This is a genomic window from Geobacillus kaustophilus, assembly GCF_000948285.1.
GTDB classification, from domain to species: Bacteria; Bacillota; Bacilli; order Bacillales; family Anoxybacillaceae; genus Geobacillus; species Geobacillus thermoleovorans_A.
The window spans coordinates 1,067,637-1,080,292 of sequence record NZ_JYBP01000003.1 but is presented as its reverse complement, the minus strand read 5'-3'; the positions used below and the strand labels follow the sequence as shown (position 1 = coordinate 1,080,292).

Below are 12,656 nucleotides of genomic sequence, written 5' to 3'. Positions count from 1 at the left end.
GGCATATCATGCATAAGCGCGCAACAAGTTTGTTGCGCGCCCGATCCCTAGTAACAAGACAATATTATGATCGATGGCCGCCGAGAAGTCAACTTCGAGCTTCGTGCGGCGGCCGCGGCCCCCAGTACTGGTAGTAATGCGTTTCAATAAAGCCGTTAAACAGTTTGCGCCGCTTCGTCGCCGGGCGGCCGTAATGCGTTTCAAAACCGCGGTGGGCGGTTAAAATGTACACCGACCACGTATCCAAGGCGGCGAAGGCGCGCCCGATGGCGCGATAGAGCGCTTCGACCTCCCGTTGTTTGCCAAGCCGTTCGCCGTATGGCGGGTTGCCGACGATCACCCCGTATTGTGCATCGGTCCGAAACTGCTCGGCGCGGCCCTCCCGAAAAGAAATGAGATCGGAAAGCCCCGCTTCCGTTGCATTCATCTTGGCGATCTCGACCATGTGCGGGTCAAGGTCAATCCCGCAAATATCAAGCGGTTGGTCGTAACGCGCCATCTGTTCCGCCTCTTGGCGCGCCTCTTCCCATACCGATTCCCCGATCCACGGCCATTGCTCTGAGACGAAATCCCGGTTAAACCCTGGGGCGATGTTTTGGCCGATCAGCGCCGCCTCAATGGCAATCGTGCCCGACCCGCAAAACGGATCGACAAACGGGCGTTCGGGTGTCCAGTTGGTGAGCAGCACTAAAGCAGCGGCGAGCGTCTCTCTTAGCGGCGCCTCTCCTTGGCGAGCACGGTAGCCGCGCTTATGCAGCCCAGCGCCGCTTGTATCGATCGTCAACGTCGCGATATCTTTGTGAAGCGCCACCTCGATCCGATACAACGGCCCGGTTTCCGGAAACCACGACAAATGATAGCGCGCTTTTAAGCTTTCGACGACTGCCTTTTTCACAATGGCTTGGCAGTCGGAAACGCTGAACAGCGTTGATTTGACCGACTTCCCGATCACCGGAAACTCGGCATCTTTCGGCAAATAATCGGCCCACGGCAGCGCCTTCGTTTGTTCAAACAGTTCGTCAAACGTCGTCGCCCGAAACTCGCCGACTTTCAGCTTCACGCGGTCAGCGGCGCGCAGCCAAAGGTTGGCGCGGCAAATGGCGAGCGCATCGCCTGCAAACGTCACTTTGCCGTTCTCCACTTGGCACTCATAGCCAAGCCGGCGCACTTCTTCCGCGACGACCGATTCGAGCCCCATCGCGGCCGTGGCAATCAGCGAAAACGAAGTCATGGTGTTCCCCCTATCTGACAAGCGTATGTACACTTCTCATTATAGCCATGACAGCGAAAAAAGCCGCAAAAAGAAATGGAAAAGCCCTCCTTCCTGCGGAGGGCTTTTCCACGTTCCAATCACCGCGTTAATCATGTTCTGTAAGCCATGTTCTGTACCTTCGTACTGCAAGCGGCTTTCGCCTCGTACTCCGGCGGTAATCATCTATCTACAGGCAGCGAGCGCCGCCTGTCCTTCCCTCCGTTCATTTCCTTCGGGAAGGTGCCCCTACCATCATTTGGGTTTCTCGCTCGTGGGGTTTACCGCGTTCCACCTCTAAGGTTTCCCTTAGAGCTGCGTCACTGTGGCACTTTCAGGGTAATCGAACCATATCCGCATGCGGACGTAGGTTCTTTCCCCGCCGTCAGCCCAGCCGAAGCCAGACTGCCCTAGCTTATGGATTCGCTAGGCACGAACACTACGGGCATCTCAGCACCGTGCGAGCATGGACTTTCCTCTACGGCCGAAACCGGCCGCAGCGATTACCCGAACATGATTAACGCTGCGAGCATCTTACAGTATAGCTGATCTTGGTGTGAGAATCAAGAAGAAAAAATTAGAAATCACCTGCATCAACTTCGCCCTGCCGGCTGGTTATTCATACAGTTTCCGGCCAAACACATGCTTTTCTAAGTTGGAGAGGCGTTGCAAAATGTCGTAGTTCGTCGTTCCCGCCGACATCGCCGGCCGTTTTTGCAGCTCCTCGACTTGCCGCTTCAACCGGGCGTTTTCCTGGCGCAGCTCGTCAATTTCTTGCTGAAATGCTTCATAATCTTTAATAATGAGATCCAAAAATTGATCCACTTCGTCTTGGTTGTACCCCCGTATGCTTACCTTAAATTCCTTTTCTAAAATGTCTTTCGGCGTCAGTTTCACTTGATGGGCTGACATGGCTTTTCACCTCAATCCGCATTCAACAATCATCTTCTCTTTATTTTTTCAGAAATTCAGCCGGTTGTCAATTGATGGTTGGCTTGCCGCATCGATCGGGAAGCCGCACGGCGCCCACGCAGACTTCCCGGTGGCGCCGAAACGCCGCCCTCCCGCCCAAACGCCGCCGGCGTTTTCCATCCTAAGAAAAGCGCAAAGCGCCCCAATTTCGCCTAAAGACAGCCCGCATCCTGCGGGCAACGGCGAAATGTCGCCATCCTTGGCTCCGCGAAGAGCGCACAAGCCCCACCGGGGAGGCTCGGGGCTGACCCAAAAGCGTCATTCCTCTCAAACGAAATACAACATATTGCCCATGATTCATTGTTTCGTGGCGATATATGGTGATGAGCAAGGGTGTCCCGATCCTTTTGGGACACCCCCTTGCGTGGGATATTTCAAAGAAGCGAACTCAGTGTGTCGCCGCCGAAAGAAGGGGCGGAGCGCATCACACCGATGGCGCTTGGAGCTAGACAGCTCTCTGCCCAATTGGAAAATTTTATACTTTCCTATCTTTTCTTTTTAAAAAACAGAAGCCGACAAAGCGGCTTCTGTTTTGGCCCTTACTATCGCAGCGGAAACGGCGGAAATGGCATCGGCCCCGGACCCGGGCAGTACAGATGGCGGCTGGCAGCCTGAGCCACCACCGATTCCGTATGCGGGAAATAATGTTGATGTTCATACAGGTGATGATAAACATGCGTCGTATGCGATGGATGGATGTGCGGCACAATCGTTGCTTCGAAGTGATGCAAAACGTTGCAATGAGGCGGATGAACGATCGGCGCCGTTACATTCGGCAGGCAATGCATACTATTCCTCTCCTTTCATCGAGTTAGGCTGTAGCTTGACAATACTAGCCTATGATGAGCGGAGTGGACTCGTACTAGTATAAACACCCATTTTGAGCAGCCATTCGCGCCAAAAATCTATCGGCTCTCTCGCCCCCGGTGCTTCGAGCGTTTTGGCATCGTCATTCGTCTTTTTGAATCCGTTATGCGGCGCCGGCCGCTCTGACGTTCATTAATAGATATAATTGAACACGACAAACGTCAAACCGACGACAATAAAAAAGAGATACAAAATTTTTTTGTACATGCTCCGCATCGTCTTCTTCTCCCTGCCATCGTTTTCGTTCATTCCGATGCCATTGTACACGTTTTTTCTTTTTTCTACAAGATTCACAACAAAAAGACGAAACATTTTCGTTTTCTGTCATATTTTGCGCTTGCCAGGGAAATGGACAAGTTCTCACCCGTTTTTCTTGCGTTCGAGCCGCGCGAGCCGACTGCGCCATTCCGCTTCTTCTTTCTCGCTATGTTGTCGGCTCATCCTAGCGAGCGACCGCCACGCTTCATATGCCATAACGGCATAACGGTGCGCTTCGGCCGCATCCCGGAAATAATGTTCATACACCTTCGCTAGTTCAAGCCCGGCCTTCGCCTTCCAATAGCCATTTCCGTGGACAAACAAGTCGCGCCAAAGGAGAGCAGCCTCTTCATATCGTTTTTCTTTTCGGTATAAAAGCGAAAGCTGCCATTTCGCCGCCTGCGCTTCCTTCGCCCCTTTGCCGCTCGCCTCCTCGTACACCCCCCTTGCAGCCGCTGTTTCCCCGACCGCTTCGAACCAACGGGCGGCGGCCAACTGCTCCTTGGGGTCAGCGAGCCGGTCGGCTTCAAGCAGCTGAACGGATAAGTGAATGTAGAGAGCAATGAGCGACAACACGTCGCGCTCGTTATGGCGCAATACTGGCATGAGCCGGTCTGGATGGGGCGTCTGCAAAAACTCTTTGTACATCATCGGCGCCAAAAAGCCCGGCACATCATCGCCCCGCTCGACATGGAGAATGTGCCGCTCCACTTCTGAAAGGCGCAGCGAATCCAATTTGTCTTTCCATAAGCGGCGGGCGGCGTGATACAAATCAAAATGCCCGAACGCCGGCAATTTTGGCACCATGTCGCGGACAAGCGCATGGCGCGTTTTCAGGCGCGGCCAGTCGAAAGATTTTCCATTATATGTAACAAGCGTCGTATAATCGACATCGGACAAAAAACTTTGATAGAGCGCCACTTCCGCCCCTGGGTATGGCAGAAGGTGCTGGCGGATGGTGACGAAATCGCCAAACACGCGGGCGTGGCCAAGCAAGAACATGATGTTTCCCGCCCCGCTTGAAAGTCCCATCGTCTCCGTGTCAAAAAAGAATAAGTCGCTAACGGCAAAGCCGCGGCAGGAGAGCGGATGGGAAAACGGCGCCTCCTGCCATCTTTCGTGCACCTCATACAGCGCTCCGAGCCGATAGCGGCCGTGCTGATAGTCAAGCGGATACACCGTTTCCCGAATGAGGCAGTAATCGCCGTCAAACCAATACGGCTTGGCGCCGTACTCCCGCCACACGTCGGCATACGGCACGTCCGTCACAGGTTGCCCGTCCGGTTTCTCTTTTTTTTCTTCATCGCTCTCCTTTTTATGCCGGGCGGCAAGCAATTCTTTCCATTGCGCCAACTTCGGCTTCATCCGTTCACCCCCTCCGTGCTTGACATCGGCTTGCTTCTATAAGTTGATTCTCCCACAATCGGCAAAAACACGCATGACGACGCTTAAACGGACGGACCGGCCCAAACGGCAAGTTGTTCGTCCAAAAACTGGACAAGTTCGCGCTTCAACGACGGTCCGTCAGCGTTTGAAATGCCGATGCACGATGGGCAGCCGTCCGCACACGGGCAACGTTCGACCCATTCTTTCACATGTTTCATGATCTCTTCATACCGTTCAAACACCGCCTCCGACAGGCCGACTCCGCCTGGATAGCGATCATAAAGGAAAATCGTCGGCCGCCCGGAATGCGGCGCCTTAAGCTGCGGCACAACGTGAACATCAGAGCGGTCGCACATAACAAACACCGGCACGAGATGACCAAGCACATTAGCCATGCCGATCAGCAATTGCTCAAACAACGCCGGGGAAAAGCGCGATGGCACCGCCTCCCACTCCATCCACGCCGCTGACGTATGAAGCGTTTCCTCCGGAAGGCGGATTGGCCCCGAACCGATGTTTTCAAACGTGGACAGCTTCAGCTTTTTAAAAATCGTCGCCATCGCTCGGACCGACACATCACCGTAACGCACCGCCATTTGTCCGCGCGTTTCGCTTCGGTCTTCCGACAGCACATCAAGCCGGACAGCCAAATTGGCGTCCGTAAAATATTCAACATCAACTTGGCGGACGTACGCCTTTTTCTCCTCCCAGTCGAGCTTTTCCACTTGGTATTGTGCTCCTTCGTGCAAATAAATCGCTTCATCATGAAGCAGCGTCATCGCGCTGAAGCGGTCCATTTCGCCGATGACGCGATGGCGGGCGGTGTCGGAAATATCGATGATGACGACGTTTTCCTGAGCCGCGGAGCGCAAACTGATATCATGCGCGGGAAACGCGTCGCTCATCCAGTGCCAGCGCCCAGCTCGCTCATGGAGCACCCCTTGCTCGGCCAAAAAATCGAGCATCTCTTCGACCTCGACGCCGCCGAACGTCTCGCCGCGCCGGAACGGAAGCTCATAGGCGGCGCATTTGAGATGATCGACCAAAATGAGCAGATTGTCCGGATTGATGCGCGCCGCCTCCGGCGAGCGGCCGAAAAAGTATTCTGGATGGGAGATGATGTACTGATCGAGAGGGCTTGCGCTTGCGATCATCACAACGAGCGAATCGCCCTGGCGCCGGCCGGCGCGCCCGGCTTGCTGCCACGTGCTGGCGATCGTTCCCGGATACCCTGTTAAGACGCACGCTTGCAATTGGCCGATATCGACGCCGAGCTCGAGCGCATTCGTGCTTACCACACCGATAATCTCCCCGCTGCGCAACCCTTTTTCAATGGCGCGCCGTTCGTTCGGCAAGTAGCCGCCGCGGTAGCCGCGGATCATCGTATCGCCGATTCGTTCGTTCACCGCCGCCTGCAAATGGCTTAAAATCAACTCGACACGGACGCGGCTGCGCGCGAAAACGATCGTCGGAATGCGGTTGACAAGCAGCCGTCTTGTGAGCTCAACGGCCGTTTTTGTCGCGCTTTGGCGGATGTTCATCGTCCGCTCGACAACCGGCGGATTGTAAAACACGAAATATTTCCGCCCGCGCGGCGCCCCGTTGTTGTCAATAAGCGTCACCGGTTCGCCGATCAGCCGCTCCGCCAACTCTTTCGGATTGGCGATCGTCGCCGACGTGCAAATAAATGTTGGTCGGCTCCCGTAAAAGGCGCAAATGCGCTTTAAGCGGCGGATGACATTCGCCACATGGCTGCCGAATACACCGCGGTATGTATGCAGTTCATCGATGACGACGTAGCGCAGTTGTTCAAAAAGAGAAATCCATTTCGTATGGTGCGGCAAAATCGCCGTGTGAAGCATGTCCGGGTTGGTGATGACAATATGACCCGCCTGACGGATTTTTTGCCGCAGCGCCGGCGCCGTGTCGCCGTCGTATGTATGGCTGTAAATCGACACCCCCATCTCGGCGATGATCTCGTTTAGTTCATTTTTTTGATCTTGAGCGAGCGCCTTGGTTGGAAAAATATAAAGGGCGCGGCTCGATGGCTCTTTGGCAATGGCATCGAGCACCGGCAAATTGTAGCAAAGCGTTTTCCCTGAAGCGGTCGGCGTCACGGCGACAACGTTCCGCCCGCTTTGGACCGCGTCATAAGCGGCCGCCTGGTGCGTATACAACGAAGCGATGCCGCGCGCTTTGAGCGCCGCGCGCAACCGCGGATCGAGTTCGTCTGGAAACGGAACGAAATTCGCTTCTTTCGGTTCGATTTCATGCCAATACACGACATTCGGATCTTGGCGAAGCTGTTCGATCCATTCCGAAAGCGTCTGTTTTTTCACGTCGCATATCACCTCGTTTCTATTTTACATGCATTCCGTTTGTTTGCACTACAAAAAACGCCCGCCCACCAAGAGGCAGTCCTCTCCCGTTTAAGATTGGCAGACAAGCGATATATCGGAGCCGACCGAACGACAGAACTATTGTATCTGAACGGTTTTGGAAAAAGGATTCCTTCTTCTCACCTTCCCCGCCAAGGCGGCATCCACATGGGTCATTCTTCTTCGCACAAAAAAACGTCCAGCCGCTACAGCTGGACGGAATGGGCTCCACGATAGCCAAGCCTTGCCGACAGTTCTTGGCCGATCTGGCGCATGCGCACAGTGAGCCCTTTGATGCGGTCGTCCGTCATGCGGATCGTCGGGCCGGAAACACTGATTGCCGCGACGACGCCGCCGGTATAGTCAAAAATCGGAACGGCCACGCAGCGGATGCCGTACTCGTTTTCTTCCAAGTCAAGCGCATACCCGTTTTGCCGGATAGTCTCAAGCTCACGAAAAAACGTCTCGCGGTCGGTGATCGTCCAATCCGTATGCTTTGGCAGTCCTTTTCGGTCCACGATCTCCGCAGCCACCGCCGGCGGCAAATGGGCCAAAATCGCCTTGCCAACTGCCGTGCAATGCATCGGCGCCCGTTTGCCGACTTTGGAGTGCATGCGCAGCGTCTCTGTTCCTTCCAATTTTTCAATATAAATGACTTCCCCTTGGTCATAGACGACGAGATGGATGACCTCGTTCGTTTCTTTTTCAAGCTGGCGCAAATATGGCTTCGCCTCTTGACGCAAATCAATGGAATCGAGCAGCTTCGAGCTGAGCTCTAAAAACTTGTACCCAAGCTTATACCGCTCCGTTTCCGGATGTTGTTCGATATAACCGTATTGGGCGAGCGTCGTTAAAATGCGGTACACCGAACTTTTGTTGATGTCCATTTGTCTGGCGATTTCCGTAACGCCCAGCCCATCCTTTTTCCCGCTGACGATGTCGATGATTTGCAGCGCCCGGCGGACCGATTTGACCGTGTTTTCTTTTTCCATTCCTTTCACCTCGATTTATTCTCTCTGCTCGCTATTATACACGAACGGCCGGGCTTTTGCAGGTGAGCGGCGCGGCGCTGCCGTCAAAACGGAATGCTTTGACCGGTGGCACACCTGATGCTTTGCTTCTTTGGCGCAAGGATGCCGCGGGTTCGTTATGAGCGTCGGATGGAAACGGCCGGCGCTTTGGCGGCGACAAACGTATTGCGGAGCGTACCGATGCCGTCCACTTCGCATTCAATGACCGTCCCTGGACCGACGAGCTCGGCGCCGACCGGGCTTCCGGTTAAAATGACGTCACCTGGCTGCAACGTCATAACATGGGACAAATACGAGATCATTTTACTGATCGAAATGATCATCAACTCAGTCGGACTGTTTTGTTTTTCCTCGCCATTGACCCGCGCTTTCACCGATACGGCCCGAGGATCAAGCTCTGTTTCAATGACCGGGCCAAGCGGGGTGAATGTATCAAACGATTTGCCGGCCGTCCAATGGCCGTCCGGGTGGAAAAACTGCGGCGCGGTGACATCGTTGGCGACCGTATAGCCAAAAATATGCGCCCATACCTCTTCCTCGCTTACTTGCTTCGCTTCTTTGCTGATCACGACCGCCAGCTCGGATTCAAATTTCACTTCACCGGCCGCGCTTGGAATGACAACCTCCGCTTCCGGCCCGACGACGGATGAAGATGGTTTAAAGAAAAAGACGGGAATGTCCGGCATTTCAGCCGGCAGCTGTTCATGGGAAGCCGCATAGTTGGCGCCGATGCCGATCACATGGCGCGGCGCAAGCGGCGCCAAAAGCGAAACACGATCATAGCGGAATACATTTCCCGTATAATCCCAATCAGCAAACATATTTCCTTCGATTTCGCGGATCACTTCATCGTTCACCACACCGGCGCGAATCGCGCCGTCGGCGAGAAAACGAACAAATTTCATCGGCAGTTACCCCTCTCTGACACGATCTTGTTCCTCGTCTTTTTCCTTGATTCGAGCCACCCCTGTCTCAATGGCGGCGCGGGCGACGGCGGAAGCCACCGCTTCGACAACACGCCGGTCAAACGGGTTCGGGATGACGTATTCCTCGGTCAACTCTTCCGGCTGGATCAGCCCGGCGATGGCTTCGGCGGCGGCGATTTTCATCGCCTCATTAATTTGCGTCGCCCGCACATCGAGCGCTCCGCGGAAGACGCCGGGGAACGCCAGCACGTTGTTCACTTGGTTTGGCAAATCCGACCGGCCAGTCGCTACAATGGCAGCCCCAGCGGCTTTCGCTTCATCTGGCATGATCTCGGGCACCGGATTGGCCAAGGCGAATACGATCGCCCTGCGGTTCATCGTCCGAACCATCGCTGGCGTCAACGCCCCGGCGACTGAGACGCCGATAAACACATCCGCACCTTGAATAACTTCCGCCAGCGCCCCGGAGACGCGGCGGCGGTTCGTTTGCCGGGCGATTTCTTCCTTGATGGCGTTCATCCCATGCGGGCGTCCTTCGTAAATGGCGCCTTTCGTGTCGCACATAATCAAATCGCCGACCCCGATTGACAACAACAATTTGGCGATCGCCACCCCAGCAGCGCCAGCTCCGTTGATGACAACCCGGCAATCGGCGAGCTGTTTGCCAACGACTTTTAAGGCGTTCGTCAGCCCGGCGGCAACGACGATGGCTGTGCCGTGCTGATCGTCATGAAACACCGGAATCGCCATCTCTTGGCGAAGCCGCTCTTCAATGACAAAGCAGGCGGGAGCAGCAATATCTTCCAAATTGATGCCGCCAAACGCCGGTTCAAGCAGCTTGACCGTTTGAATGATTTGTTCCGGATCTTCGGTATCGAGGCAAAGCGGCACAGCATCGATGCCCGCAAACGCTTTGAACAAGGCGGCTTTTCCTTCCATGACCGGAAGCGCCGCCCGCGCGCCGATGTTGCCAAGCCCAAGCACCGCCGTGCCATTCGAGACGACGGCGACAAAATTTCCCTTCACCGTGTAAGTGTATATTTCATCTTGGTTGATATAAATTTCCTTGCACGGCTCAGCCACTCCCGGAGAGTAAATGACGCTTAAGTCATGCGCATCCGCTACGGACACCTTTACTTCGACGGATAGTTTTCCTCTCGCTTGCTGATGGACCAATAATGCTTTTTCTCTCAAATTCTCCATTTTTGATCCCTAGCTGCCAACCTTATTCCATTTCCTTGTTCCGTCTTTTGTGCTGCTTTGTCTTCGACAACCGACCAGTCGCAACTAGGAACTGCCCCCTTCCATTTTTTCAAAATTTTCTGATCTCATTGGATAGGAAGGAACAAGGGCGTTTCCCCTTGTTCCTCCAATAATCGTCCGTTCACGGCTGAACAGCAGCGAATCTCGCTTTTGCTTCTTGACGGCGGCGGTGCAAAATCGGCTCCGTATAGCCGTTTGGCTGTTCATAGCCAAGGAACACGAGGTCGCACGCGGCTTGAAACGCCACCGAATCATCGTAATTCGGCGCCATCGGGCGATAGTTTGGATCGCCGGCGTTTTGTTCGTCAACGACTTTCGCCATCCGCTTGAGCGTCTTGAGCACTTGCTCTTTCGTGCAAATGCCATGATGGAGCCAGTTGGCAAGAATTTGGCTCGAGATGCGAAGCGTCGCCCGGTCTTCCATCAGTCCGACGTTGTGAATGTCCGGCACTTTTGAGCAGCCGATCCCTTGGTCGATCCAGCGGACGACATAGCCTAAAATGCTTTGGCAGTTGTTGTCGAGCTCTTCTTGAATCTCTTCCGCCGTCCATTGCGGATGATCAACGACCGGGATTTGCAACATGTCGTCGCGGTAATCGGCCCGCTCGTTCGCCAGTTCGCTTTGCACCGCAACAACCTTCACTTGATGGTAATGAAGCGCGTGGAGCGTGGCGGCTGTCGGCGACGGCACCCATGCCGTATTGGCGCCGGCTTTCAGCTGCGCTCCTTTTTGCTTCAACATTTCCGCCATCAAGTCCGGCATCGCCCACATTCCTTTGCCGATTTGCGCCCGTCCGCGGAAGCCGACGGCAAGCCCGACAGCGACGTTCGATTTTTCATACGCCTGCAGCCAAGTCGATGATTTCATATCGTTTTTGCGCAGCATCGGCCCCGCTTCCATCGACGTATGAATTTCGTCTCCGGTCCGATCGAGGAAGCCGGTGTTGATAAAAATGATGCGGTCGCGCACTTGGTAGATGCAGTTTTTCAAGTTGAGCGACGTCCGGCGTTCTTCATCCATCACGCCGATTTTAATCGTGTTGCGTCGAAGGGCGAGCATATCTTCGACGCGGTCAAACAGCTCGTTGGCAAACGCCACTTCGGCCGATCCGTGCATTTTCGGCTTGACGATGTAAATGGAGCCTTTGCGCGAATTCAAGTAACGCGTATTGCCGATGAGCGAATGTTTCATAATCAAGCTTGTAATGACGGCGTCCATGATCCCTTCATGCACTTCCTCGCCATTCGCATGCAAAATCGCGTTGTTCGTCATTAAGTGTCCGACGTTGCGCACGAACAGGAGGGATCGGCCCGACAGCACGAGCTCTCCGCCATCCGGCGTTTTGTATACGCGGTCCGGATTCAACGCGCGCGTCATCATTTTGCCGTTTTTCTCAAATGTCGCCGTCAAATCGCCTTTGACCAAGCCAAACAAGTTGCGGTAGACGAGCACTTTGTCTTCGGCGTCAACAGTTGCCACTGAATCTTCGCCGTCCATGATCGTCGTGACCGCCGCTTCCAACACGATGTCTTTCACGCCGGCTTTATCCGTTTGTCCAACCGGATGGTTGCGGTCGATTTGAATTTCAATGTGAAGACCGTTGTTTTTCAACAACACCACTGCCGGGTTTTGCGGGTCGCCTTGGAAGCCGACAAATTTTTCTGGCTCCTTCAACCCCGTCGTCACGCCGCCTTCGATTGTCACGACAAGCTGGCCATCAACAACCGCATATTGAACAGCATCTTTATGGGAGTATTCCGCCAGCGGCACTGCTTCATCCAAAAACTTTCGTCCATAGGCGATGACTTTCGCCCCGCGCACCGGGTTGTACGACGAACCGCGCTCGGCGCCGTCTTCTTCGCTGATGGCATCGGTGCCGTACAGCGCATCGTACAAGCTGCCCCAGCGGGCGTTGGCGGCGTTTAACGCATAGCGGGCGTTCGTCAGCGGAACGACGAGCTGCGGCCCGGCTTGCACCGCAATTTCGTCATCGACGTTATCCGTTGTGATTTCAAAATCCTCGACTTCTGGCTCCAAATAGCCGATGTCCGTCAAAAACGCTTTATATTCGTTAAAATCAAAGCGGCCGCGATGCGCTTTATGCCACTCATTCAATTTTTCTTGAATTTCGTCGCGGCGGGCAAGCAATTCTTTATTGCGCGGCGTCAAATCGACAATGAGCGCGCCGAAGTCGCGCCAAAACTGATCTTGATCCAGCCCGCTGTTCGGCAGAAGCTCCTCGTTGACAAAATCGTACAGCACTTTGGCGACTTGGATGTTCCCTTTTTGTACATATTCGCCCATCGTCCTCTTCCCCTCTCTTGT

9 protein-coding genes and 1 other RNA gene are annotated in these 12,656 nt (G+C 54.6%); all 10 read right to left on the bottom strand.

Going from position 1 to position 12,656, the window contains the following annotated elements:
* Positions 1–88 precede the first annotated feature (88 nt).
* Positions 89–1,231, bottom strand: coding sequence for a THUMP domain-containing class I SAM-dependent RNA methyltransferase (locus LG52_RS05895; protein ID WP_044731251.1), 1,143 nt, complete (start codon positions 1,229–1,231; stop codon positions 89–91).
* Between the two features lie 136 nt (positions 1,232–1,367).
* An RNA gene (gene rnpB / locus LG52_RS18785) (RNase P RNA component class B) lies at positions 1,368–1,764 on the bottom strand.
* A 100-nt stretch (positions 1,765–1,864) separates the two neighbouring features.
* Positions 1,865–2,161, bottom strand: coding sequence for a cell division regulator GpsB (gpsB, locus tag LG52_RS05890; RefSeq protein WP_011231037.1), 297 nt, complete (start codon positions 2,159–2,161; stop codon positions 1,865–1,867).
* A gap of 602 nt (positions 2,162–2,763) precedes the next feature.
* Positions 2,764–3,009: a CotD family spore coat protein gene (locus tag LG52_RS05880; RefSeq protein WP_044731249.1), complete on the bottom strand. Its 246-nt coding sequence runs from the start codon at positions 3,007–3,009 to the stop codon at positions 2,764–2,766.
* 439 nt (positions 3,010–3,448) lie between these two features.
* Positions 3,449–4,711, bottom strand: coding sequence for a ribonuclease H-like domain-containing protein (locus tag LG52_RS05870; RefSeq protein ID WP_044731248.1), 1,263 nt, complete (start codon positions 4,709–4,711; stop codon positions 3,449–3,451).
* 83 nt (positions 4,712–4,794) lie between these two features.
* Positions 4,795–7,071, bottom strand: a complete 2,277-nt coding sequence (locus tag LG52_RS05865; protein WP_044731247.1) for a DEAD/DEAH box helicase — start codon at positions 7,069–7,071, stop codon at positions 4,795–4,797.
* Between the two features lie 245 nt (positions 7,072–7,316).
* Positions 7,317–8,102, bottom strand: a complete 786-nt coding sequence (locus LG52_RS05860) for an IclR family transcriptional regulator (protein ID WP_044731246.1) — start codon at positions 8,100–8,102, stop codon at positions 7,317–7,319.
* A gap of 155 nt (positions 8,103–8,257) precedes the next feature.
* Entirely contained in the window at positions 8,258–9,046 is a 789-nt protein-coding gene (locus LG52_RS05855) for a fumarylacetoacetate hydrolase family protein (RefSeq protein WP_044731245.1), read from the bottom strand.
* Between the two features lie 6 nt (positions 9,047–9,052).
* Complete coding sequence (locus LG52_RS05850; protein ID WP_044731244.1) at positions 9,053–10,270, bottom strand: NAD(P)-dependent malic enzyme; 1,218 nt, start codon at positions 10,268–10,270, stop codon at positions 9,053–9,055.
* A gap of 181 nt (positions 10,271–10,451) precedes the next feature.
* Positions 10,452–12,635, bottom strand: a complete 2,184-nt coding sequence (locus tag LG52_RS05845) for a malate synthase G (RefSeq protein ID WP_044731243.1) — start codon at positions 12,633–12,635, stop codon at positions 10,452–10,454.
* Positions 12,636–12,656 lie beyond the last annotated feature (21 nt).

Bases quoted from the DNA above. Each gene is read 5' to 3' on its own strand.
- LG52_RS05895 (WP_044731251.1), bottom strand. From the start codon at position 1,231: ATGACTTCGTTTTCGCTGATTGCCACGGCCGCGATGGGGCTCGAATCG.
- gpsB (WP_011231037.1), bottom strand. From the start codon at position 2,161: ATGTCAGCCCATCAAGTGAAACTGACGCCGAAAGACATTTTAGAAAAG.
- LG52_RS05880 (WP_044731249.1), bottom strand. From the start codon at position 3,009: ATGCATTGCCTGCCGAATGTAACGGCGCCGATCGTTCATCCGCCTCAT.
- LG52_RS05870 (WP_044731248.1), bottom strand. From the start codon at position 4,711: ATGAAGCCGAAGTTGGCGCAATGGAAAGAATTGCTTGCCGCCCGGCAT.
- LG52_RS05860 (WP_044731246.1), bottom strand. From the start codon at position 8,102: ATGGAAAAAGAAAACACGGTCAAATCGGTCCGCCGGGCGCTGCAAATC.
- LG52_RS05855 (WP_044731245.1), bottom strand. From the start codon at position 9,046: ATGAAATTTGTTCGTTTTCTCGCCGACGGCGCGATTCGCGCCGGTGTG.
- LG52_RS05850 (WP_044731244.1), bottom strand. From the start codon at position 10,270: ATGGAGAATTTGAGAGAAAAAGCATTATTGGTCCATCAGCAAGCGAGA.
- LG52_RS05845 (WP_044731243.1), bottom strand. From the start codon at position 12,635: ATGGGCGAATATGTACAAAAAGGGAACATCCAAGTCGCCAAAGTGCTG.